19 protein-coding genes, 1 tRNA gene and 2 pseudogenes are annotated in these 22,393 nt (G+C 69.8%); 13 read left to right on the top strand and 9 right to left on the bottom strand.

Annotated features, from left to right (window positions below; translation table 11 throughout):
* Positions 1-103 precede the first annotated feature (103 nt).
* Together ACFO3J_RS31175 and ACFO3J_RS31170 are read right to left on the bottom strand one after the other, a co-directional pair.
* The gene (locus ACFO3J_RS31175) at positions 104-571 is read right to left on the bottom strand and encodes a RidA family protein (RefSeq protein ID WP_386436639.1); all 468 of its coding nucleotides are present in this window, start codon (positions 569-571) and stop codon (positions 104-106) included.
* On the bottom strand, positions 568-732 hold the full coding sequence (locus tag ACFO3J_RS31170; protein WP_386436636.1) for a DUF4177 domain-containing protein: 165 nt from the start codon (positions 730-732) through the stop codon (positions 568-570). The genes ACFO3J_RS31175 and ACFO3J_RS31170 overlap by 4 nt, the downstream gene beginning before the upstream one ends.
* A 156-nt stretch (positions 733-888) precedes the next feature.
* Between ACFO3J_RS31170 and ACFO3J_RS31165 the strand changes: the two genes are divergently transcribed.
* Both ACFO3J_RS31165 and ACFO3J_RS31160 read left to right on the top strand, forming a co-directional pair.
* Positions 889-2,127: an ArsA-related P-loop ATPase gene (locus tag ACFO3J_RS31165; protein ID WP_386436633.1), complete on the top strand. Its 1,239-nt coding sequence runs from the start codon at positions 889-891 to the stop codon at positions 2,125-2,127.
* Positions 2,124-3,509 (top strand): ArsA family ATPase, encoded by a 1,386-nt coding sequence (locus ACFO3J_RS31160; RefSeq protein ID WP_386436630.1) that lies wholly within the window; start codon positions 2,124-2,126, stop codon positions 3,507-3,509. Before ACFO3J_RS31165 ends, ACFO3J_RS31160 begins: the two co-directional genes overlap by 4 nt.
* 64 nt (positions 3,510-3,573) lie before the next feature.
* On the opposite strand, the gene ACFO3J_RS31155 is transcribed toward ACFO3J_RS31160, so the two are convergent.
* Complete coding sequence (locus ACFO3J_RS31155; protein WP_386436628.1) at positions 3,574-3,906, bottom strand: WhiB family transcriptional regulator; 333 nt, start codon at positions 3,904-3,906, stop codon at positions 3,574-3,576.
* Positions 3,907-4,291: 385 nt separating this feature from the next.
* Here ACFO3J_RS31155 and ACFO3J_RS31150 point away from each other — a divergent pair, with 385 nt between their 5' ends.
* Positions 4,292-6,670, top strand: coding sequence for a transglycosylase domain-containing protein (locus tag ACFO3J_RS31150; protein WP_386436625.1), 2,379 nt, complete (start codon positions 4,292-4,294; stop codon positions 6,668-6,670).
* Positions 6,671-6,900: 230 nt separating this feature from the next.
* Here ACFO3J_RS31150 and ACFO3J_RS31145 read toward each other — a convergent pair whose 3' ends face one another.
* On the bottom strand, positions 6,901-7,362 hold the full coding sequence (locus tag ACFO3J_RS31145; protein WP_386436622.1) for a GatB/YqeY domain-containing protein: 462 nt from the start codon (positions 7,360-7,362) through the stop codon (positions 6,901-6,903).
* A gap of 175 nt (positions 7,363-7,537) precedes the next feature.
* Between ACFO3J_RS31145 and ACFO3J_RS31140 the strand changes: the two genes are divergently transcribed.
* From ACFO3J_RS31140 to ACFO3J_RS31130, 3 genes are all read left to right on the top strand, one after another.
* Positions 7,538-8,461 carry a metallophosphoesterase gene (locus ACFO3J_RS31140; RefSeq protein WP_386436619.1) on the top strand — a complete coding sequence of 308 codons (924 nt, stop codon included), beginning with the start codon at positions 7,538-7,540 and terminating at the stop codon, positions 8,459-8,461.
* Between the two features lie 72 nt (positions 8,462-8,533).
* Positions 8,534-8,607, top strand: a tRNA-Pro gene (locus ACFO3J_RS31135).
* Between the two features lie 290 nt (positions 8,608-8,897).
* The gene (locus ACFO3J_RS31130) at positions 8,898-9,116 is read left to right on the top strand and encodes a hypothetical protein (RefSeq protein WP_386436617.1); all 219 of its coding nucleotides are present in this window, start codon (positions 8,898-8,900) and stop codon (positions 9,114-9,116) included.
* Between the two features lie 206 nt (positions 9,117-9,322).
* Here ACFO3J_RS31130 and ACFO3J_RS31125 read toward each other — a convergent pair whose 3' ends face one another.
* Both ACFO3J_RS31125 and ACFO3J_RS31120 read right to left on the bottom strand, forming a co-directional pair.
* Positions 9,323-9,547, bottom strand: a complete 225-nt coding sequence (locus tag ACFO3J_RS31125; protein ID WP_386436614.1) for a hypothetical protein — start codon at positions 9,545-9,547, stop codon at positions 9,323-9,325.
* Positions 9,548-9,579: 32 nt separating this feature from the next.
* A complete protein-coding gene (locus ACFO3J_RS31120; RefSeq protein ID WP_386436612.1) occupies positions 9,580-10,695 on the bottom strand; it encodes a hypothetical protein in 1,116 nt (371 codons plus the stop codon).
* Between the two features lie 415 nt (positions 10,696-11,110).
* Here ACFO3J_RS31120 and ACFO3J_RS31115 point away from each other — a divergent pair, with 415 nt between their 5' ends.
* The 5 genes and pseudogenes from ACFO3J_RS31115 (at position 11,111) to ACFO3J_RS31095 (ending at position 17,155) form a co-directional block, all read left to right on the top strand.
* Complete coding sequence (locus ACFO3J_RS31115) at positions 11,111-11,767, top strand: hypothetical protein (protein WP_386436609.1); 657 nt, start codon at positions 11,111-11,113, stop codon at positions 11,765-11,767.
* Positions 11,768-11,873: 106 nt separating this feature from the next.
* Positions 11,874-12,465, top strand: a pseudogene (locus ACFO3J_RS31110) (hypothetical protein); the annotation flags it as partial.
* A 616-nt stretch (positions 12,466-13,081) separates the two neighbouring features.
* Entirely contained in the window at positions 13,082-14,833 is a 1,752-nt protein-coding gene (locus tag ACFO3J_RS31105) for a hypothetical protein (protein WP_386436606.1), read from the top strand.
* A gap of 237 nt (positions 14,834-15,070) precedes the next feature.
* Positions 15,071-15,551, top strand: a pseudogene (locus ACFO3J_RS31100) (Appr-1-p processing protein).
* 362 nt (positions 15,552-15,913) lie between these two features.
* A complete protein-coding gene (locus ACFO3J_RS31095) occupies positions 15,914-17,155 on the top strand; it encodes an acetamidase/formamidase family protein (RefSeq protein ID WP_386436603.1) in 1,242 nt (413 codons plus the stop codon).
* Positions 17,156-17,734: 579 nt separating this feature from the next.
* Here the strand turns inward: ACFO3J_RS31095 and ACFO3J_RS31090 are convergent.
* Together ACFO3J_RS31090 and ACFO3J_RS31085 are read right to left on the bottom strand one after the other, a co-directional pair.
* Positions 17,735-18,178 (bottom strand): TetR/AcrR family transcriptional regulator, encoded by a 444-nt coding sequence (locus ACFO3J_RS31090; protein ID WP_386436600.1) that lies wholly within the window; start codon positions 18,176-18,178, stop codon positions 17,735-17,737.
* Between the two features lie 199 nt (positions 18,179-18,377).
* Positions 18,378-19,067: a DUF4232 domain-containing protein gene (locus ACFO3J_RS31085; protein ID WP_386436597.1), complete on the bottom strand. Its 690-nt coding sequence runs from the start codon at positions 19,065-19,067 to the stop codon at positions 18,378-18,380.
* 254 nt (positions 19,068-19,321) lie between these two features.
* Between ACFO3J_RS31085 and ACFO3J_RS31080 the strand changes: the two genes are divergently transcribed.
* Together ACFO3J_RS31080 and ACFO3J_RS31075 are read left to right on the top strand one after the other, a co-directional pair.
* Positions 19,322-19,885 carry an SMI1/KNR4 family protein gene (locus ACFO3J_RS31080; protein WP_386436594.1) on the top strand — a complete coding sequence of 188 codons (564 nt, stop codon included), beginning with the start codon at positions 19,322-19,324 and terminating at the stop codon, positions 19,883-19,885.
* A 475-nt stretch (positions 19,886-20,360) separates the two neighbouring features.
* On the top strand, positions 20,361-21,245 hold the full coding sequence (locus tag ACFO3J_RS31075; protein ID WP_386436591.1) for a D-alanyl-D-alanine carboxypeptidase family protein: 885 nt from the start codon (positions 20,361-20,363) through the stop codon (positions 21,243-21,245).
* Between the two features lie 194 nt (positions 21,246-21,439).
* On the opposite strand, the gene ACFO3J_RS31070 is transcribed toward ACFO3J_RS31075, so the two are convergent.
* Positions 21,440-22,378: an aminoglycoside phosphotransferase family protein gene (locus tag ACFO3J_RS31070; RefSeq protein ID WP_386436588.1), complete on the bottom strand. Its 939-nt coding sequence runs from the start codon at positions 22,376-22,378 to the stop codon at positions 21,440-21,442.
* Positions 22,379-22,393 lie beyond the last annotated feature (15 nt).

The raw sequence follows: 22,393 nt of genomic DNA, 5'->3' as shown, positions 1-22,393 counted from the left end.
GAGACCCGGGCGAGACCCCGGCGCGCGCCGCCCGCGCCCGGCCGCCCGGGAGCGGGTCGGCCGGTGGTCGCGGTGCGCGCGTACGCCGGTCCGCGGAGGCCGGTCAGTCCGTGAGCTCGACCTGGAGCTCCACCTCGACCGGGGCGTCCAGCGGGAGGACGGCGACGCCCACCGCGCTGCGGGCGTGCACGCCCTTGTCGCCGAGCACCTCGCCCAGCAGCTCGCTGGCGCCGTTGACGACGCCGGGCTGGCCGGTGAAGTCGGGGGCGGAGGCGACGAAGCCGACCACCTTGACGACACGCGCTATGCGGTCGAGGTCACCGATGACCGAGCGGACCGCCGCCAGCGCGTTGAGCGCGCAGATCCGGGCCAGCTCCTTGGCCTGCTCCGGGGTGACCTCGGCGCCGACCTTGCCGGTGGCGGGCAGCTTGCCGTCCACCATCGGCAACTGGCCGGAGGTGAAGACATAGGCCCCGGACCGCACCGCCGGCTGGTAGGCCGCCAGCGGCGGCACCACCTCCGGCAGTGTGATGCCCAGCTCGGCCAGCCGCGCCTCGACCGCACCGCTCATGCCTGCTTCTCCCGCTTGAGGTACGCCACCAGCTGCTCCGAGCTGTTCGGCCCCGGGACCACCTGCACCAGCTCCCAGCCGTCCTCACCCCAGGTGTCCAGGATCTGCTTCGTCGCGTGCACCAACAGCGGCACGGTCGCGTATTCCCACTTCTTCGCCATACGGCGACTGTAGTGCCTCGCCAGGGCCCCCTGTCCGCCCCCTGTGGACAACCGCGCCGGGCCCCAACCGGGCGGCCAGCGGAGTAGCCGGGCCGCCGAGTGGTTAGGCTCGGAAGGGTGAGCCCTCAACAGTCATCTGCCGTCAGGCTCCACATCGTGACGGGCAAGGGCGGCACGGGTAAGACCACGGTCGCCGCCGCGCTCGCGCTCGCTCTCGCGGCCGAAGGCCGCAGGGTGCTGCTGGCCGAGGTGGAGGAGCGCCAGGGCATCGCCCAGCTCTTCGAGACCGACGCGCTGCCGTACACCGAGCGCCGGATCGCCTCCGCCTCCGGCGGCGGTGAGGTGCACGCGCTGGCCATCGACGCCGAGCAGGCGGTGCTGGACTACCTCGACATGTTCTACAAGCTCGGCCGGGCCGGCCGAGCCCTGCGGAAACTCGGCGCGATCGACTTCGCCACCACCGTCGCCCCGGGTCTGCGCGACGTCCTGCTCACCGGCAAGGTGTGCGAGGCGGTGCGCCGCAAGGACAAGGCCGGCTGGCCGGTGTACGACGCGGTGGTGCTCGACGCCCCGCCCACCGGCCGCATCACCCGCTTCCTCAACGTCAACGACGAGGTCGCCGGCCTGGCCAGGGTCGGCCCGATACACAACCAGGCGCAGGCCGTGATGCGGGTGCTGAAGTCCTCGCAGACCGCGATCCACCTGGTCACGCTGCTGGAGGAGATGCCGGTCCAGGAGACGATGGACGGGGTGGCCGAGCTGCGGGCGGCCGGGCTGCCGGTGGGCGCGGTGATCGTCAACATGGTGCGGCCGGTGCTGCTCGCCGACGCCGAGCTGGCCGAGTTCGGCGACCCGCCGGCCGGCCCGAACGGCTCAGCGGCGGGCGGCAAGGGGAAGGGCGCGGGGAACGGCTCCTCGGCCAAGGGTTCGTCCGCCAAGGCCGCGTCCACGAAGGGCGCCGCGGCCAAGGCCAGCGCCAATGGCACCGCCGCCAAGCGCCGTACCGCCGTCGCCAAGGCGCTCTCCCAGGCCGGGCTCGGCGGCGCCCGCCGCGGCGGCGGGGCGGAGCGCCTCGTGGACCCGCTGCTCGCCCAGGCCCACGAGCACGCCGAGCGGGTGGTCCTGGAGCGGGAGCAGCGCGCCGAGATCGCCGGGCTCGGCCTGCCGGTGCGGGAGTTGGAGCTCTTCGGCGAGGGCATGGATCTGGGCGGCCTCTACCGGCTCGCCGAGAGCCTGCGCAAGCAGGCCACGGTGTTCACCAGGCCGCCCGCCCGCGCCGGCACCGGTCCGGACGACCTTGAGGACCTGGCCGACCTGGCCGACCTGGACGAGCCCGAAGGCCCGGCCGATCTGAAGGATCTGGCCGACCGGGACGACGACGAGGACCGACCGTGAGCCTGGAGAGCCCCGTGCTGGACATCGACCCACTGCTCGACGACCCCAAGACCCGCATCATCGTGTGCTGCGGCTCCGGCGGCGTCGGCAAGACCACCACCGCCGCGGCCCTCGGGGTGCGCGCCGCCGAACGCGGCCGGACCGCCGTCGTCCTGACCATCGACCCGGCCCGGCGGCTGGCCCAGTCCATGGGGCTCACCGAACTCGACAACACTCCGCGCGAGGTGGCCGGAATCGATCGGTCCGCCGGCGGATCGCTGCACGCGATGATGCTGGACATGAAACGGACGTTCGACGAGGTGGTGGTCCAGCACTCCGACGCCGAACGCGCCCGGTCGATCCTGGACAACCCGTTCTACCAGTCGCTCTCGGCCGGTTTCGCCGGCACCCAGGAGTACATGGCGATGGAGAAACTGGGCCAGCTGCGGGCCCAGGACGCCTGGGACCTGATCATCGTGGACACCCCGCCGAGCCGCAGCGCGCTGGACTTCCTGGACGCGCCCAAGCGGCTGGGCTCCTTCCTGGACGGCAGATTCATCAAGCTGCTGATGGCGCCGGCGAAGGTGGGCGGCCGGGCGGGCGTGAAGGTGCTCAACATCGGCATGTCGATGATGACCGGCACGCTCAGCAAGGTGATGGGCGCCGGGCTGCTGCGGGATGTGCAGACCTTCATCGCGGCGATGGACACGATGTTCGGCGGCTTCCGGACCAGGGCGGACGCCACCTACCGGCTGCTCCAGGCGCCGGGCACCGCCTTCCTGGTGGTCGCGGCGCCCGAGCGGGACGCGCTGCGCGAGGCGGCCTACTTCGTGGAGCGGCTCGCCGCCGAGGACATGCCGCTGGCCGGCCTGGTACTCAACCGGGTGCACGGCAGCGGCGCCGACGGACTCACCGCGGAACGCGCGCTGGCGGCGGCGGAAGCGCTGGAGGACGCGGCGGCGGACGCCGCCGACGCCGAGCAAGGGGCCCAGGCGGCCGGGGAGGCCCGCGAAGAGGCGGCCCGGTCCCGGGAAGCAGCCGCGGTGGGCGGCACGGGGAGCCCGGCCGGAGACGAGGGCGCCGAAAATCTTGCACCCGGCCGCATGGTCGATCCCTCGCCCGGGAAGACTGTCGGAGGAACCGCCGACGGCACCCCGGAGCACCAGGACCGTACGGAAGGAGACCGGCAGGCCCGTACCGAACGGCTCGCCGCCGGACTGCTGCGTCTGCATGCCGAGCGTATGCAGGTGGTCGCGCGTGAACGACGCACTCGCGACCGCTTTGTGTCCGTGCACCCCGAAGTCCCGATGGTGGACGTGACAGCGCTGCCCGGCGACGTACACGACCTCGACGGACTGCGGGTGATCGGTCTGCGGCTGGCTGGTCAGCCGGCCGCAGCCTGACCGTCTTCTGCTGCGCGGACATCCGTTGGCCGGAATCCGCCACAGCGGCACGCGGACCGGCGGGTCAGCCGGCCACCGCGTAGTCGTCCTCGTCGTCGAGCGGCAGCAGCCCTGTGCTCCGCTCGTACTCGGTGCGTGCCGTCTCCAGCAGCCTCCGCCAGGAGGTCACCGTGGGACGGCGGCGCAGCAGCGCCCTGCGTTCACGCTCCGTCATGCCCCCCCACACGCCGAACTCCACTCGATTGTCGAGCGCGTCGGCCAGGCACTCGGTCCGCACCGGGCATCCGGTGCACACCGCTTTGGCCCTGTTCTGGGCCGCGCCCTGGACGAAGAGTTCGTCCGGATCAGTCGTCCTGCACGCCGCTTGCGTGCTCCAGTCGGTTACCCAGCTGCTCATGCTGGCGCCGTCCTCTCCCGAATCGAGGCTCCCCCACGGCGGCAAACGGCATATTCACCGCTGCCAGTTGGGACGTTACGGAAGGTAGGCGCGACGCAACAGCCCTTTCAGGCCCAATCTTGCATGGCCCGAATGGACTATGGGTACGCGGCAGATCACCCACCGGAGTGAGTGTCATCGAATTCGGACTTACCAGGACGAATGCGGGTAGTTCGCCGCCCACAGGGTTCAAATCCTGGGGCATATGCCGAAATTCGGACAGTTCTCATCACTCACAAGAGTGACAACGGGAGACAGGGGCACGCACGACGATTGCGCCCTGTCTGTTACAGAGTAACGAACAGGGGGGGCGCTCGTCCGGAGAATCGCAACGTAGGCTGCCGTCATGGCTCACAAGCGTTCGGGCGGGGGGCTGTCGTCGGCCCAGCAGGCCGCCAAGTTTCTCGGTGTCAGCGTGCTCGCCGGTGTCGTCCTGGCAGGGATCGCCCTGCCGGCCGCCGGCGCCCTCGGCCTGTCCGCGAAGGGCACAGCCGCCGGGTTCAACGATCTGCCCGGCGAACTGAAGCAACCCCCGCTGAGCCAGGCGTCCAAGATCCTCGACGCCAACGGCGGACTGATCGCGACCGTCTACTCCCGTGACCGCACGGTCGTCCCGATCGACAAGATGAGCCCGAACATCCTGCAGGCCATCGTCGACATCGAGGACGCGCGCTACTACGAGCACGGCGCGCTCGACGTCAAGGGCATCCTCCGCGCGATGAGCAACAACGCCTCGGCCGGCGGCACCCAGGGCGCCTCGACCCTCACTCAGCAGTACGTGAAGAACGTCTTCGTGGAGGAGGCCGGCGACGACCCCACCAAGGTCGCCCAGGCCACCCAACAGACGGTCGGCCGCAAGATCAAGGAAATGAAGTACGCGATCCAGGTCGAGAAGGAACTCGGCAAGAAGAAGATCCTGGAGAACTACCTCAACATCACCTTCTTCGGCGAGCAGGCCTACGGCATCGAGGCCGCCTCCGAGCGCTACTTCAGCACGCACGCCGCCAACCTCACCCTCGACCAGGCCGCGCTGCTGGCCGGCATGGTCCAGTCGCCGAGCCGCTACGATCCCATCAACGACGAGCAGGAAGCGCTGGCGCGGCGCAACACCGTGATCGCGCGGATGGCGCAACTCAAGGACATCACCGCGGCCCAGGCCGCCACCGCGCAGAAGGCGCCGCTCGGCCTCAAGGTCAGCGCGCCCAAGAAGGGCTGCATCACCGCGGTCAACGGCGCCGGCTTCTTCTGCGACTACGTCGAGCAGACCTTCCTGCAGAACGCCGCCTTCGGCAAGACCAAGGAAGCGCGCGCCAAGCTCTGGAACACCGGTGGTCTGACCATCACGACCACCCTCGACCCCAAGTCGCAGAAGTCGCTGCTCAAGGGGATCAACAAGCACGTCTACAAGAGCGACGACATCGCCGCCGCGATGACCATGGTGCAGCCCGGCACCGGCAAGGTCCTCGCGATGGGGCAGAGCAAGCCGTACGGCTCGGACAAGAACGAGACCGAGATCAACTACTCGGTCAACTCGGACATGGGCGGCGGCGGCGGATTCGCCAACGGCTCGACCTTCAAGCCGATCACCGCGGCCGCGGCGCTGGAGGCCGGCTACAAACCCACCCAGCAGTATCCGGCGCCGTACAAGATGCCGTACCCGTCCGTGACCACCTGCAGCGGCGCGGTGATCCCGCCGGGCACGCAGACCACGCAGAACGAGATGTCCACCGAGGTCGGCCCGTTCCGGATGCCCGAGGCGCTCAAGAGGTCGATCAACACCTACTTCGTGGCGCTGGAGCACGACACCGGGCTCTGCCCGATCCTGAACATGGCCGCCAAGCTGGGCGTCACCCGCGCCGACGGCAAGCAGCTGGTCCAGGGCGCGTCGCTGACCCTGGGTACCAACGAGCTGTCGCCGCTGACGGTCTCCGCCGCGTACGCCGCCTTCGCCAACCGCGGCGTCTACTGCACGCCGATCGTGATCAACTCGGTCACCAACTCGGCCGGCAAGCACCTGGCGGTGCCCAAGTCGCTCTGCTCGCGGGCGATGTCGCAGGACACCGCGGACACCCTGAACACCATGCTCGAAGGCGTGGTCGACGACGGTACGGGTACGGCGGCCAACCTGCCGGGCCGGCCGACCGCCGGTAAGACCGGTACCACCGACGACCGCAAGGACGCCTGGTTCGCCGGCTACACGCCGAACATCGCGGCCGCCGTGTGGATGGGCGACCCGAACGGCGCCGGCAAGAACGGCGAGCGTCTGCACATGACCGACATCACCATCGGCCCCCGCTACTACGAGAAGGTGGAGGGCGCCACCGGCCCGGCGCCGATCTGGAAGGACGCGGTCAGCGGCGCCCTGAAGGGCAAGCCGGTGGAGGACTTCACCACCGTCCCGCTCAACATCCCGGACAAGGCCCAGGAGCAGCAGACACCGCCGCCCACCACGCCGGGCACCCCGGGCACTCCGGGTGGTCCCCCGACCGGCACGGCCACCCCGACGGGCAACTTCACCCATCACCACAAGGTCGGCGCGGCCGGCGGCGCGACCGGCGGGGTCACCACGATGGGCACGACGACCGGGGTGATAGGCGGCCTGGCCGGAGGCACCTCCGGCCTCGCTTCCGGGGGTACGACGCAGGGGGCCGGCGCGGTGGCCGGCGGGGCGAGCGCGCCACCGGTCCTGCTGCCGTCGGGCGGGGGCGCGGGGGTCGGGCCGTAGGGGCTGGGGGGCGGCGGAGCACCGGCTTCAGGTGCGGCGGGGCTTCGGCTTCAGGTACGGCGGGGCTTCGGCTTCGCGCTCAGCGTGACGGTAAGGGGCACCCCGGGAGGTGGGGTGCCCCTTACGTATGGGGGGCGGGGCCGGGAGCAGGGGCCCGGGGCGGGGCTGGGCGCGGGGCGGGGTGGGGCGTCGTCCAGGGCCCGCCGCGATCCGCCCGCCAGCCGGCGCCGTCAGCCCGCGAGCTGGCGCTTGACCTCGGCGGCGACCCGGCCGCCCTCGGCCAGCCCCGCGACCTTCGGGGTGGCGATCTTCATGACGGCGCCCATGCCCCGGGGACCGTCCGCCCCGCTCTCCGCGATCGCGCTCCGTACGATCTCCGCCAGCTCCTCGTCACCGAGCTGCTTCGGCAGATACTCCGCCAGCACCTCGCCCTCGGCCAGCTCCCGCTCGGCCGACTCCGTACGACCGCCCTGCGCGAACGCCTCCGCCGCCTCGCGCCGCTTCTTCGCCTCCCGGCCGATCACCTTCAGCACCTCGTCGTCGGAGAGCTGCCGGGCGGTGGTGCCGGAGACCTCCTCCTTGGTGATGGCGGTGAGCGTGAGGCGGAGCGTGGCCAGGCGCAGTTCGTCCCGGCCCTTCATCGCCGCGTTGAGGTCGTTCTGCAGTCGCTGCTTGAGGCTGGTCGTGGTCATGCCTTGGATTTTCGCACCCCGGGGGCACGGACGCGGCGCATTAACCGGCCGGGAGGACCGGCGGGATGACGGAGGCCGCGCCGGGACGCGTCGAACCCTCAAGCCCTCAACCGGAAGGGAGTTCGGCGGGCGGCCTGGCGCGTAGCTCGGGCCCGGACTCTGACACGATGGGCGTATGCGCGCGCGATACGGAATTCCCTTGGGTGTAACGGCAGCCGGCGCGGCCTGCGTGGCGTACGCGGCCGGTTTCGAAGCCCGGTCCTTCCGGTTGCGGCGTGTGGAGGTGCCGGTGCTGCCGCCCGGGATGCGGCCGATCCGGATCCTCCAGCTCTCCGACATCCACATGGTGTCCGGCCAGAAGAAGAAGCGCCGCTGGATCCAGTCGCTGGCGGGCCTGCGCCCCGACCTGGTGGTGAACACCGGCGACAACCTCTCCGACCCCACCGCGGTCCCCGAGGTCCTGGACGCGCTGGGCCCGCTGATGCGGTTCCCCGGCACCTACGTCTTCGGCTCGAACGACTACTTCGGCCCGCACTTCCGCAACCCGGCCCGCTACCTGAGCGAGAAGGCCCGCGGCCAGCACGGTCTGAACGGCAAGAACCGCAACGCCCACGGGGTGATCCGCAACCCCTGGGGCGACCTGCGAGACGCCTTCGACGCGGCCGGCTGGGTCGGCCTGAGCAATTCCCGCGGCCGCGTGAAGCTCGACCACGGCCCCGTCCTCGGCCTGACCGGCTTGGACGACCCCCACATCAAGCGGGACCGCTACGCGGCGGTGGCCGGCGGCCCCGACCCGGACACCGATTTCAACCTGGCCCTGGTCCACGCCCCCTACCTGCGGGTCCTCGACGCCTTCACCTCCGACCGCTACCCCCTGATCCTGGCCGGCCACACCCACGGCGGCCAGATCTGCGTCCCCTTCTACGGCGCCCTCGTCACCAACTGCGACCTCGACACCGACCGCGTCAAGGGCCTCTCCACCCACACCGCCACCGGCTCCACCTCCTACCTCCACGTCTCCGCCGGCTGCGGCGCCAACCGCTTCACCCCCATCCGCATCGCCTGCCCCCCCGAAGCCACCCTCCTCACCCTCACCTAGCCCTCCCCCTCCCCCACCCCAAACCGGATTTCGCCTCCGGCCCCACGTCCGCTAAAGTAAAACCCGTTGCACCGGGGTGTGGCGCAGCTTGGTAGCGCGCTTCGTTCGGGACGAAGAGGCCGTGGGTTCAAATCCCGCCACCCCGACGGTATAGCAGCAGGTCAGGGCCCCGATCCTCCCAAGGATCGGGGCCCTGAGTCGTTCGCGGAGGCGTCTGCAGCGGTTTGGGAGCCAAACCCGAAATCCGGCTCCCGGGCGGGAGCAGAGCGGGTGGGCGGAACGCCTGAGCAGGCCCCCGCAACGGCGCTACGGTCGCTTCCACGGGTCCGCGCCGCCGGGGGGAAGCCACATGCAGGACAGACCATCGGAACAGGGGTCGGGAGACGTAACGACGTCCGGACCCCTCATCGCCGGAGAGGTACCACTGACCGAGGTCATGGCACAGCTACGGCAAGACCGACCTGTCTTCCACTCAGAGGCGGATCTCCAGCACAGCTTCGCCCGCGTCCTGTGGGAGCTGGCCCCCAAGATCCAGTCCAGACTGGAAGTACGCCAGAACGCACCGGACGCCCGCGGCGCTGAGTACCTCGACCTGCTCTGCGTCGGCCCCTCAGCCTGCACGGCCATCGAGTTCAAGTACCGCACGGCGGAGTAGACCGGCACCGCCGGACCCGCCCAGGAGCAGTACGCGCTGAGGTCCCACTCAGCCACCGACCTGGCCCCGCTGGGCTTCGTCTCCGACATCGCCCGGCTCGAGCGCTTCGGCAACCGCCCCGACCAGAACGGCCTGGCCCTCCCCGATCCCTACCGCCGCCGATTGGTGCCAGCGTTGGCGTAGTCGACGGCACCTCTTTCACCACGTCAGCGCAGGCCGGCGCCAGTGCCGCCGAGAACTCGGCAGATGCCGAGCTGGTAGACGGCGACTTGGGCGGCGGTCAGCGCGGGCGGGTGCCCAGAATGTGTCGAGATGTTGAGGCCAGCGGCCGCGCGCTGGGCTTCGGCGATGAGCGCGGTGGGGTGGCCCGCCTGTCCGGTGGCACCGACTAGGTTCGACGGACCGACCGTGGCACTGACGGTAGGGCGCACTTCGGCCTCTGTGGGGCCTGCGCACCGCGCGTTTAGCGTCGCTGGCAGCGCTGCCGTAGTTCGGCGATGACTGCCTTCTCGTGCGTGTTGAGATCCCCATCGACGGTGGCGACTCGTTCGGCAGCGTCGACAACGTCACTGAGGTCCCCAGGCTCGGCATCGACGCGGTGCCATACCTCGTCCGGATCCAGGTTGACGAGGTTGGCGAGTTGCTCGTCATCGACCTGATGCTGTTCCCGGGCAAGTCGCGTCAGCCGCTGGAACAGCAGGGACTCGGCGTCAGTGATCTTGCCGTCCGCGTTGATGACGAGCCACGCGACCCACAACATCAGCCGCAGGTGCCGCGTACGTCGGATCAGAGTGTGTGCGAGTTCGATCACCTCTGCTTCGTCACGAAACACGGATTTGGCGTGGCGTCCTGCGGCCACGGTCGTGTAGCGGTTCACGAAGATGGTGAGAGGGATCCCGACGCCGGGGATGCCGAACTTGATGATGTTGCGTTGCAGGAGGTGCTTCCCGACGAACGGAAGACTTTTCGCGGCGGCAAGGACCGGGCCGGAGTAGTACTTCTTGAGGACTTGCCGGACCAGGTCGGGTACGAACTTCATACTGCTGCGGGCGACTTCTCCGGCCTTTATGCCGAATGCCACCCGGACGAGTTTCATCATGTCTTCGGGATCGTCCACGTCCAGGGGGATCCGGTAGATCACCGCGATGTCGTAGGCCAGGCGCATCTGCAGCTGGGTGATGTACGTCAGGTCAACCATGAACGTTACGACACCGGCCGGAACAGCAGCGGGGCTGGCACCGCCCAACGACCCGATGGTCGCGGCGATCGTCCCGGTGTAAAGGCTGGAGGTGATCCCGCCTTCAATCATGGCGTTCTTTGCCGCCAGCTTGATCTGCTTCCCGACGATACCGTCCGCGGGCACGCCCTTGTACTTCTGCTGGAAGTACTCCCAGGTGGCTTTCTCGGTGTACGAACGCAGCGCCTGGGCGCAGAGTTTCGTGAACCAGCCGCCCGACTTGATGTCTTCCGCGCTCAGCCCCTTGACAAACTCCCGCAGTTTGGCGCGTTCTTGTTCGACGCTTTCACGGTCGGCGTCGTCCTCGCCAGCGTTGACAGAGCCGGGCAGCACTTCGGTCACAGCGGGGTCCCCTCCCAGATGGTTCAGCGATCTGCAAGGTTGCCAGATATGGGCAATCGACGGGTGCACTAACAAGGTTTCTGATCCCTTTGCCCGTAGATATCCCGGTAGGCACCTCGACGTCGCCAACCTGGCCCGCTTCAACTTCCTCGACCCCGACTCACGACGCTTCTCCTCTGTCCGCAGCCTGGAGGGGGGCGTAAGCGCGGCGGTAGTGGGCTCAAGTTGAATCAGGCACGTTGGGGGCGTCGTAAAAGGGGTCGTACGCGGCCGGACGCGCCAGTTCTGTGGACGTGACCCTCACACCCGATGGCGGCGTAAGCGTCGCCGACGACGGGCCGGGCGTCCCCGTCGAGGTCGCCGGGGACGCCGACGGTCCCGGCCTCGAAACCTTGCTGACCCGCATGCCCGCCGGGTGGGAGCCCGTCGGCCGCAACACCGCAGCCATGGGTCCGGTAGTTCTCGGTCTGTGCGTCACCAATGCCCTGTCGAGCCGCCTGACGGCCCAAGTGCGGAGCGACGGAACTCGCTGGGAGCAGCGGTACACCCGCGGCATCGGGGAGGCCCCGCCCGCTGCCGTAGGACCGGCGGCCGGCAGCGGGACCACCATCACCTTCTGGCCCGACTCGGAGATCTTCACGACCGTCGAGTGCTTGTTCACGGTGCTGGAAGAGCGCTTCAGGGAAGTCGCCTTCCTCAACCGGGGCCTGGAAATCTCACTGACCGACGGACGCCCCCAGGGAGAGAGCCCCGAACGGTACGGTTCCGCTCCCCGGGTGGGGCGCGGGACTTCGTCGCCTTCCTCGACGCGCCGGCGAGCAGGCCGGTCCATCCGGACGTCATCGGCTTCGAGTGGGAGGACCAGCGAATGGAGGGGAAGGCGGAGGTGGCCCTGCGGTGGTGCACCTCCCGTGAAGAGCGCGTCCGCAGCTTCGCGAATTCGAAGGCGCAACCCACGGCAGGCTCGGCAACGTCGCACTTCGCAACTGCCTCGCAAAGGCCGTCCAGGACCACCTCGGCACCTGGCTGGAGGCTCACGCGGAGCAGGCGGCGGCCACCATCGACCGGATGATCCCGGGGACTTCGGGGAGTTGAGCCGCAGCAGACCGCCCAGACAGGCCCGGCGAACGGGACCGGCGGACGGTCAACGCGGAACGGCAGCCGACAACCCTCTGTACAACGCTCCTGACCGAGTCAAGGGCAGAGCCCGACTGCTGCCGGGAGCTCCGGGCAAGCCCTGCGGTGGAGTGCTGACCGGCGATCCTGGGCTTACTCGCGAGTGGTGGACGGGACTGAACTCCTCCCTGGACGCTCTCGCCGCGCATCGCACCGCCAGGGTGGCCACGCCGGATACGGTCACGATCAGCCAGGCCCATGTCGATGAAGTGATCCGGTCCGCCTTTCCCGAGCCTCTGGACACGCTTGTTCAGCGGTGGACCCCCGCGCACGCCGACGTGAACTGGGCGGACGTAACCGGCCCGGCCTTCTGCCTGTTCGACTTGGAGGACTGGGAGGACTGGGGCATGGCTCCGCGGGGGCTGGACTCCGCGTCGCTGCGGGTGCAGTCCGTCGCCGTCCCGGAGTTGGCCGACCGCGTGCGCCGCGAACGCCACGCGGACCTGGACAGCCGGGACGGCAAGGTGATGACAAGGTGATGACCTTGTTCGTCTGCGCGAAGATCGCCGGCCCCCACGCCCATCCGCAGGACCCCGGCTGGAGCCCACCCGGCACACTGCCGAGCGGCTGGTGGCGGAGCTTCAGGCGGGCTGACGACGAACGCGGTCGGTGTGCGCCAGATCCGGCAGCACAACAGCCGCGCCAGCGGCGGCGAGCGTGGAGGGGTGTCCACACCGCTGGCCACGGCAATGATGTGTGCGCCCGATACAAGGGCGGCTTCAGGGCTGACCGAGCCGACCAGGAATCCCGGCGACCAGGCGCAGCACTCGAGCCAGAGCGTGCGGACCGTCTCACGGTGCCGGCATCGACACCAGTTGAGGGCAACCGCGAACAGGGTCGACCACGTGGTGGCCGTGAAGCTCTGAGTCCCGCACCTTCGCGTGCCCACCAGGGCCGCGATCGGGCACGTCAGACCCCGGTCTGCCCGGTAGAACAGTGGGAGACGATCACGAAGAACCCGCCTCCCGAGACCCACTCAGACCGGCCGGATCTCCCGATCGATCGTTCCGCGTTCCCTACCGGGCACCATCCGCGACGCTTGATTGCGCGGCACGCCACGCGGCGCGCGGGGTATACGCGACCTTTGGTCGCAGGGGGTGCCGCACCCAACGCTCCACGCTGGTAGCGTCCGTCCGGTTCTGGACATCTCCGCCGCGGTCGACAACCCCGCGGCGGTGTCGCCGGGTTGCCCGGCAGGGGAGGGAACGACGTGCGGAGCAAGGGACGCCGGAGAAGACGGCTGGTCGCGGCGGCGGCTTCCGCCGCCGGATCACTGCTGATGGTGATGCCGGCGACGACCGCGTCCGCCGCCGACACTCCGGTCGATCCGGCGCTGCCGACGCCCACGTCGCCGGTCGGCTACGGGTGCAACGGTCCTGACTGGGCCACACCGACCACCTCCCCCGGTTTCGACATCCGCGTCGGCATACCGGCCCCGACGGTGAACGGGGTGCACTATGCGGGCGTCGTGCACGCATGGGACCTCGACGGTTCGCAGGAGGCCGACGGTTCGGCGAACCAGCTGCCCGTCCCCTCGCAATCCATCAACGTCCCGCTGACGTTGGCGGACGGTCACACGTACGGCTGGAACGTGTCGACCTCCGACGGCACGGCATACTCGAACCCGACCACGACGTGCTACTTCACGGCCGACTTCAGCCCGCCGGCCACCACGGTCGTCACCAACCCGGACTTCCCGCCGCTCAGCGGGCCCGGAGCACCGCTCAAAGAGGCGGGACAGCCCACGACGTTCGATTTCCGTTCACATGAGACGCCGCCCAGTGGGTGCGACACGACCGGGACTCCGGACTGCCTGGCCAGCGGCATGGACCACTTCGCGTACTCCGTGGACCAGCAGGTGGGTATCGGGGCTCCCCAGGTACCCGCCGACGCGGAGGGCAGGGGCAGCCTGACCCTGAGCTTCGGGTGGGGCTCGCACACCCTTTATGTCGTGGCCGTCGACGCGGCGGGCAACGGCTACAACATGGCCGAGTACTCCTTCTACGTGCCATGGCAGCTTCCCCCGCCGGCCGCCACCACCCTGTCCCTCACCGCGCCGAAGTCCGCCGGCCGGGCGACGGCGATGACAGTCTCCGGGCGGCTCTCCGCGGGCCCGTACCCGTCCGGCGAGGTCGTCCATGTGACCCGTACCGATCTGGGCCACACCACTGGTACGGCGCTGCGCGACGTTCCCCTGTCCGCCGACGGCACCTTCAGCATCAGCGACACCCCGCAGATCGGCGGGGCCAACACCTACCGGGTGAGCTACCCGGGCGACGCCGCCCACCAGGCGGCGACCGCGTCCGCCACCACCCAGGTGTCCCGAAGCGCCACGCCGCTGACGCTGACCACCAAGGCCTCGGTCTACGACTACGGCGCGACTGCAACGCTGACGGCCGCTCTCGGCTCGACGTACAACGGCCGTACCGTTTCGATCTACGCCCAGCCGTACGGTGGCAGCAAGACCCTGATCAAGACCGGCACAGTCGACACATCAGGGCATCTGTCGGCGACGTACAAGCTCAGCCGCAGCACCACCTTCACCGCGTCCTTCGCCGGCGACTACCGATACGCCCCCGCCGCCGCGGCGCGGACCGCGTACGACCGGGTGGCGCTCGCCGAGACCCTGGGCTCGTACTACACGAGCACCCGCGTCGGCACGACCCTCTACCGCGTCTACCACCACACCGCCTCCGCGGTCCTCAAGGCCGCCGTCACCCCCCACAAGACCAGCCAGTGCGCGCACTTCCAGGAACAGCGGTTCTCCGGCGGCGCCTGGCACACCCTCCTCACCACCGGCTGCTCCCCCCTCAGCTCCGCCGGCACCGCCTACGGCCGGTTCTCCCTGGTCCACGCGACCAACGGCAGCTTCCGCCTCCGCGCGGAGTACGCCCAGAGCCCGAAGGACACCACAAACGTGACGACATGGGGTGCCTGGGAGTACATCACGGTCAAGAAGTAGCCGCGCGCGACGCGGCTCACCGGGACGCCCCGGTGAGCCGCGTCGCCGTACTGCCTCCCCGCGCCGCGGCCGCCGGCGGTTTCAGCGCGTCAGGCTGACCGAGAGCGCGGGAGATCCCGTGCCCCTGCCCGGTGCCGCGAGTCGCGCCGGCGGGCTCAGGTTTCGCCGCGTTCCTCCGACGTGAAGGTCCGGCCTGACTGTCAGCCGTTGTCGGTGCGCGCGGATACCGTGGCGGACATGGGCACCGGGATCGACTACGTACGCGGTGACGCGACGACACCGCTGGGCAAGGGCCCGAAGGTGATCGCGCACGTCTCCAACGACATGGGCGGCTGGGGCAAGGGCTTCGTGCTCGCGATCTCCGAGCGCTGGCCCGAACCGGAGGCCGCCTATCGGCAGTGGCACCGGGACCGCGCGAAGAACGACTTCATGCTGGGCGCGGCGCAGTTCATCCAGGTGGATCGCCTGCTGTGGGTGGCCAACATGATCGGCCAGCACGGCACACGCACCGGCAGCAAGGGCGTACCCGTGCGCTACGAGGCGATTGACGCCGCTCTCGCAACGGTCGCAGCCCGGGCCACCGAGTTGCACGCGTCAGTCCACATGCCGCGGATCGGCTGTGGCCTGGCAAGTGGGAAGTGGGGAGCGCGTCGAGCCGCTGATCGTCGGGCGCCTCGTGTCCCGCCACGTGCCCGTCACCGGCTACGACCACGGATGACGACCCGCTCAACGATCTACCCGAAGGGGGTGCTGCCTGCTGAAGCCCGACGATCGAGCCCTCCGCTCGCGGCCGTTCAGGGCAGTCTTCCCGAAGAGGGAGGCCGGGGACGGGTAGGTCAGTTCGCCCAGGTGGCCAATCCTGCTGCCGTATTCGGTCACGCGGCGGGGGAAAGGTCGAGACGGGCAAGGCGTTGACCCGGCTCGCCCGCTGACGACGGCCGTGAGAGCCGGTTTTGACCTTCACGCATCGCCGGAGAGACACCCTGGAAACGAGCCATCGGGATGGTGACACCGCCCGCCGAACCTCCCTTCGGCGCCCTCCGACCAGACGGCCGGATCCCCTCCACGCCAGGAGACCTCATGAACCGGTCCACGAGCGCCCCCAGCCGGCGCACCCTGCTGACCGCTGGCCTCGCTGTGCCGGTCGCCGCCGGACTCACCGGCGCCGTCACCTCGCCCGCGGGCGCCGCCACGCCCCGAGCCGTCCCCGGGAAGTGGGACCACCACCTGAAATCGACGCCGGGCAACCTGCACTGGGGCGGTTTCCCGATCGACGCCACGCCGGGCGTGACCATGAAGTCCGGCGAGATCGTACGCGTCGACGCGCTGTCGCAGCAAGGTCTGACCGGCACCATGAGCCCGGTCGACTACATGGGCCAGTTCGGGATCAAGCCGCACGAAGTGCTGGCGGACGCGACGGCGTTCTGGGAGAGCCTGCCGGCCCGGCGCGCGGCCAACCAGAACTACGGCGGCGGCCACGTCATGACCGGCCCGGTCTACGTGAAGGGCGCCGAGCCCGGTGACACCTTGGCCATCGAGTACCTCGCGCTGGACACCCGCGTCGACTACGGCTTCAACGGCACCTCACCGACCAGTGGCGTGATGGCAACGACGTACCCGGGCTGGCGGGCTGGCGACGCCCCGTTGGACATCCCGTCGGACCTCCTGTCCCGCACCCACATGTACCGCAGCGGCATCTGGCACGGGAAGGAGGTCATCCACTTCTCCGACTCGATCAAGATCCCGACGCGCAAGTTCATGGGCACGATCGCCGTCGCGCCGCCGACCGGTGAGTTCGTCGGCGCGACGATCGACGCCCCACCACCGGCGACCGGCGTCCAACCCTCGACCGAGCCCGGCAAGTACGGCGGCAACATGGACAACCGCGACCTGACCATCGGCACGACGCTCTACCTGCCGGTCTGGCAGCCGGGCGGCCTGCTGTTCATGGGCGACTCCCACAGCGTCCAGGGCGACGGCGAAGTCAGCCAGACCGCCGTCGAGCACTCCCTGTCGGGGACGTTCCGCATCACCCTCCTCAAGAACACCCCGAACGACCTGCCGTGGGCAGAGACCGACACCGACTGGCTGATCATGGGCATCGACTGGGACCTCAACCGCGCCACCAAGATCGCGGTCCAGAAGACCATCGACTTCCTCGGCCGTACACAAGGGATGAGCGTCGCGGAGGCCTTCTCGTTCGCCTCACTCGCGGTGAACTACCACGTCTCCGAGGTGGTCGACAAGACACAGGTCGTGACCGGGTACATCCCGAAGTCCCTGTTCACGCACAGGCCTTCTCGTTCCCCTCACTCGCGGTGAACCACCAGGCCACCGGACTAGTCGGTGTCCACCCCGGACTGACGCGCGCGTATGCGTGAAAGTCAGACCGGACCGGACCGGACGGTGCCGAGCCGCTGCCGAAGAACTTCGCCTCGGGCTGCTCGCCACGCTCGCTCGCGGCAGCACGTGAGGAGGCGGCCGACGCCGACCAGTACCTGGTGGTGAAGGCCGGCTGCACAGGACGTCGGTACGGACGAGCAGGAGGAGCGGCATTGAGACCGCTTCGGCGTCTCGGGGCTGTGGACTGGCTGAAGCCTCGGCGGCCCCCGCTCAGTAGCGGGGGCCGCCGGCCTACGCGGTCGCCCGACCCGCCACGCGTCGAGGCCCTCCGGTGAGACCCCAGGTGGGATCCGTCCCCGGGCAGGCAGGCTCGGGGCTGAGCAGCGCGTACAGCAGGTCGGCGGCGCGGACGGTGTCGACGCCCGGGGCGGACGTCGGGCTCGGAGGTCAGCGCGTTCGCGGCGGCGTGCTGGACGGTGTAGCGCGGGGCCGGGTCGGCGGGCCACTGCGCGGCGATCTCCGGGTCGGTGGCCGCGGCGGCCGCGACCAGCGGCATGATCAGGGCGACCCGGCCAAGGATGTCGCGTACACCTCGTACGTGGGCTCGCAGTTGTCCGGCCGCCGTGGGTCCGGCGCACGCGCCGCGGAACCAGTCGCGGTCCATGGGGCCGACCGGTCCGGCGTCGCCGACCATGGACGTGTCGACGACATCCTTGAACAGTGCGCGCTCGTTGCGGAACACGAAGTAACGGTTTGTACGCCCACACCTGCGCGGTCCGCGACCTCCTGACGGCTTGTGGCCTCGTACCCCTGGGCGACGAACAGGTCCCGCGCCGCCGCGACGACCTTCTCGCGGGGTGCGCCGCGAACGCCCCCTGCTTGTCGGGGCGCCGGTACGATCTGTTCTTCGACCTGAGTTGCTACTGCGGGATTCCGCCGCCTCGCCGCGACGCCGCGACGCCTACGCCGCCGGCCAGACGCAGCGTGCCGCCGCAGGCGCACGACTGCTGATGTTCGGGTACGGGCCCGAGTCGTTTGACGACCCGATCTCCGGTATCACCGCGGACGAACTCCGCGCCGGGTTCCCTGGGTAGCGGCTGGCCGAGGTGACGCCCGGCGCAAACCCGTTCCCGACCTGACCGGCCCGAACGACGGTCCGGCGCCTTGCGCTTTCCGCACCCCCGTGGGCAAAGTCGACAGGTCAGGAGGTCGTGACAGGGCCGACGTACGTGCCCGGGTGGGTGGCGCCGTCCTGGCGGAGGAGGCTGCCGCCGGGCCAGGTGAGGGTGACGGAGGTGGTCTCGCCGGGCGGGGTGATGGCGACGCTGGTGGCCTTGAACTCCACGCCGGAGCCGGCCTCCCAGGGGAGGTACGTGATGACGAAGCTCGCGGTGGCGCCGGACTTGAGTGTGACGGTGGAGGCGGTCTTGGCGGTGCGGACGAGGGACCAGGTGTCCGCGGCTTTGAGGTCGACGCCCGGGAAGCCCTTGACCGTGCAGGTCGAGCTGCTGGCGTTCGTCATCAGGACCTCGAGGTGCTGCTGGTCATCGGAGCTGCTGTAGGTGCCGTCCCCGTTGCCGAAGGAGAGCTTCAGGCCGGCGGTGTGGCAGCGGCCGATGGTGGCGGCGGCGGGCCTGTCGCTGGACGAAGACGCCTCCGTGCCCGCCGGGTCGGCCTTCGCACCGGTCGCATCCGTCGTGGCCGGTCCGCCCGTGGCCGGTCCGCCCGTGGCGGGGGCGGGCCCCGGGGCGGACGCCCCCGCGGGCGTCGACGCCGGCGGGGTCGCCGACGCGTCCGCCGACGTGGACGCCCCCGAATCACATGCGGACAGCCCGAGGGCCACAACCACGGCAGTGGCGGCGAGGGCAGTGGTGCGCAGGACACGAGACACGATTTCTCCCGGTGATCGAACGTGGCGGCGAGGTGACCCCAAGTATCGAAGGCAGTACGCAACAGGCCCGTCACCGCGGCATCCTGACTGAACGACAGTCCTGGAGGCCGTTGTTACACACCGATCCGGGTTTCGTGGAACCGTCGCCTCAATCGTCGTCGTGGGTGCTCAACAGGCCCGCGCGAGGCTCGCGTTCGTCTCCTCCGGCACCACGGACCCCCGCACTGGACACCCCACCCCTCGAAAGCAGCAACGTGACCGACCTTTCAGCGCTCTTCGCCCGCGTACGGAGCCGGGCCGCCGAGCAGCAGGACACGGACCTTCCGCCCCGCGCGAGCGAACATGACCTCGCGCAAGCCGAGTTCGGACTCGGCTTCACCCTGCCGCCGGCGCTCGGCGGGCTCTACCGCCAGGTCGCCAACGGCGGCTTCGGACCCGATTACCTCCTGCTGCCCCTGACCGGCGACGGGCGCACCTGTACGGCCGAGTACGGAACCCTCCGGGCGGCCCCCGAGCGGTTTTGGCCCCATGGCATCCTGCCGATCCTGGACTGGGGCTGCGGTATGTACGCCGCCGTCGACTGCCTCCACCCCGACGGGCAGATCCTCCTCTTCGAGCCGAACGCCGGCCCGGCCGACTGGGCCGACGCCTGGTTCCAGGACTCGCCGTCCCTCGCACAATGGCTGCTCACCTGGCTCAACGGGACCGGTTGGTGGGAGGAGGGCGCCCCGATGGCCGGCGATACGGTGGCACCCCGACCCTGGCCCGACGCCGCGCAACGCCTCAGAGCTGTAGATCTCCCGGCCCGGACGAGATGATTCGCGGGTACGCGACCGCATTGCCCGCGGACCTTCTCTGGTCGATGGAGACCTACGGTCCGGGAGAAATTTCGGACTATCTCGGAATTCTGCCCCCGGTCGCCGCCTCCGAGGTCGGAAAGCCGCGTGGAGTCCGCCCGAGCGCCACCGAGTTGGAAGAAGGCGTGGCGGGCATCGAACCGGTGCGCGGCTTCCAGGGGCGGTTGCAACGCAACCCGTTCAGCGGCACCGATCTGTGGCGGAACGATTCCCCCAGCTTCCGCCGGGACTCAGCCGAAGAGTCGCCTCGGCCCGCGCGGGCTGATGAGCGGGGGCCAGGGTAGCCTGCAGCACGGCGTCAACCCGGCGGCAGGGTACGCATCCGCTGTCCGAGATCAAGGGGGAACTTCATGCATCCATTCCCCCCGCTCCGGCGTCTACCAATGGAGCGGCGCCCCCATACAGCCGCGCCGAAGGGTATTTGGGAGTATTCACCTTGATAAATACCATCAAGTCCATCCGCCGTGCGGTCGCGGTCGTCGTCACCGCGGGTGCCGTCATCGCGGCGGGCGCCTTCGCCGTGCCGGCCGAGGCGGCCACGGCACCGACGATCGTCGCCAAGGGCGGCTACGCCATGGACAGCGGCACCGGAAGGTCGCTGTACCTGAAGGCGTACAACACGCCTCTCTCCACCGGCTCCACCACGAAGATCATGACCTTCCGGGTGCTGCTCTCGCTGAACACCTTCAACCTGGACACCAAGCTCACCGTCCAGAAGTCGTACAGCGACTACATCGTCTCGCACAACGCGTCCTCGGCCGGTCTGATCGTCGGCGACAAGCCCACCGTCCGGCAGCTGCTGTACGCGATGATGCTGCCGTCCGGCTGCGACGCCGCGTTCGCGCTCGCCGACCACTACGGCACCGGCTCCACCCAGGCCGCGCGGGTGGCGAACTTCATCGGCAAGATGAACACCATCGCCGGGCAACTCGGGCTGGCCAACACCCACTTCGACTCGTTCGACGGCATCGGCAACGGCAACAACCACTCGACGCCGCGCGACCTCGCGCTGATCGCCAAGAGCGACATGCAGTTCGGTGCGTTCAAGGCCGTCGTGGGCACGAAGTCCACCGTGCAGAAGGTCACCACGGCCAGCAACGGCTACCGCAACTACACCTGGAACAACACCAACACGCTGCTCGGCACGTATTCGGGCATGACCGGCGTCAAGACCGGTTCGGGCTCGGAGGCAGGCTACTGCCTGGTCTTCGCCGCCACCCGTGGCAGCAAGACCATCATCGGCGCGGTGCTCTCCTCGACCAACGAGACGACCCGCACGGCCGATGTCAAGAAGATCCTGGACTACTCCTGGACGGCGTGACCCGCACCGCCGCTCTCACCAGTTGATGAACAGGCGTGACAGCACAGAGGGGCCCGCTCGCGTACGGAACACGTCGTGAGCAGGCCCCTCCGCCGTACGCCCGCACTTACCGCCGGACGCCTCGCGGTCGCACCAGGGCCCGGCGACACCGCACCGTCCCCGTTCCGCGGCGGCATCCGGACCGCACCGGAGGCCTACGCGGAGGGCGGCCGCCGCGCTTCGGACGCCGTGGACGAGGTGCCGGTCCGGCGACGGAGCCGATGCAGCGTTCGGCGGCCGCGGCTGACGACTTCGCCGTCTCCCGTACCGATGCCGTAGGCGATGCCGCTGAGAGCGTCGAGGGCGGCCATTGCCCGCAGTTGGTCGGCTTCCGATGGGGTCAGGGCCGGACCGAAGCCGGTGAAGAATGCCGCCTTCAGGTCCGGGCGGCCGTCCCAGGGGCCGTATGCGAGGCGCACGAGGTCATGGATGGCTGGGCCGTACGCGGCGCGTTCGAGGTCGATGAGGGCGAGGGTGCGGGTGGTGGGGTTCCAGATGGTGTTGCTGATCTGGGCGTCGCCATGGGTGGGGACCCGGGGCAGCGGGGGCAGGGTGGCGAGGCGGGCGGCCAGGCGGCCGATCAACTGAACATCTTCTGGGTCGAGATGACCGCTGGCGGTGGTCAGGTGGCGCTGGACGTTGTCGGGTAGGCGGGAGTCCGGTTCGGCCGGGCGTCGCGGTGCGCTGTGATGGAAGGCGTGCAGGAGTAGGCCGAGTTGGCGGTGGATCTCGCGTTCGTCGGCGGGGGGCAGATCGTGGTGGCGGGGGTTGACGCCGGGTAGCGCGGTGAGGATGACGGCGAGCAACTCGACCTCGGCGGCAAGCAGTTCCGGTGCACCTCCCGGTTCGAGGGCCGGTGTCCAGTGGGCGTAGGCGTGGACTTCGCGGGCGTGGAACTTCGCGCCGGGGTGCTGCTTGAGGTACCAGCTTCGCTCCGGATGCCCGGCGGTGATGCGCCAGACACGGGAGTTGTCGCGCGGCCCGGAGCTGTCCGTGACGCTGAGGACGGTGCCGACGTGCCGCTCGGCGAAGGCGAGGAGCGGCGGCGGCAGGACCACACCGTGCTCGTGGGCTGCGGGTGAGATGACGTTCACTGTGCTGCGGATCCC

It is taken from the genome of Streptomyces polygonati (assembly GCF_042650325.1).
Classification (GTDB): domain Bacteria; phylum Actinomycetota; class Actinomycetes; order Streptomycetales; family Streptomycetaceae; genus Actinacidiphila; species Actinacidiphila polygonati.
The sequence above is the reverse complement of the archived record's forward strand: the minus strand, read 5'-3'. Positions and strand labels throughout refer to the sequence as shown.

What these genes read in the sequence shown, in the direction of transcription:
- ACFO3J_RS31175 (WP_386436639.1), bottom strand. Translation starts at nt 571, where the DNA reads ATGAGCGGTGCGGTCGAGGCGCGGCTGGCCGAGCTGGGCATCACACTG.
- ACFO3J_RS31170 (WP_386436636.1), bottom strand. Translation starts at nt 732, where the DNA reads ATGGCGAAGAAGTGGGAATACGCGACCGTGCCGCTGTTGGTGCACGCG.
- ACFO3J_RS31155 (WP_386436628.1), bottom strand. Translation starts at nt 3,906, where the DNA reads ATGAGCAGCTGGGTAACCGACTGGAGCACGCAAGCGGCGTGCAGGACG.
- ACFO3J_RS31150 (WP_386436625.1), top strand. Translation starts at nt 4,292, where the DNA reads ATGGCTCACAAGCGTTCGGGCGGGGGGCTGTCGTCGGCCCAGCAGGCC.
- ACFO3J_RS31145 (WP_386436622.1), bottom strand. Translation starts at nt 7,362, where the DNA reads ATGACCACGACCAGCCTCAAGCAGCGACTGCAGAACGACCTCAACGCG.
- ACFO3J_RS31140 (WP_386436619.1), top strand. Translation starts at nt 7,538, where the DNA reads ATGCGCGCGCGATACGGAATTCCCTTGGGTGTAACGGCAGCCGGCGCG.
- ACFO3J_RS31130 (WP_386436617.1), top strand. Translation starts at nt 8,898, where the DNA reads ATGGCACAGCTACGGCAAGACCGACCTGTCTTCCACTCAGAGGCGGAT.
- ACFO3J_RS31095 (WP_386436603.1), top strand. Translation starts at nt 15,914, where the DNA reads ATGAACCGGTCCACGAGCGCCCCCAGCCGGCGCACCCTGCTGACCGCT.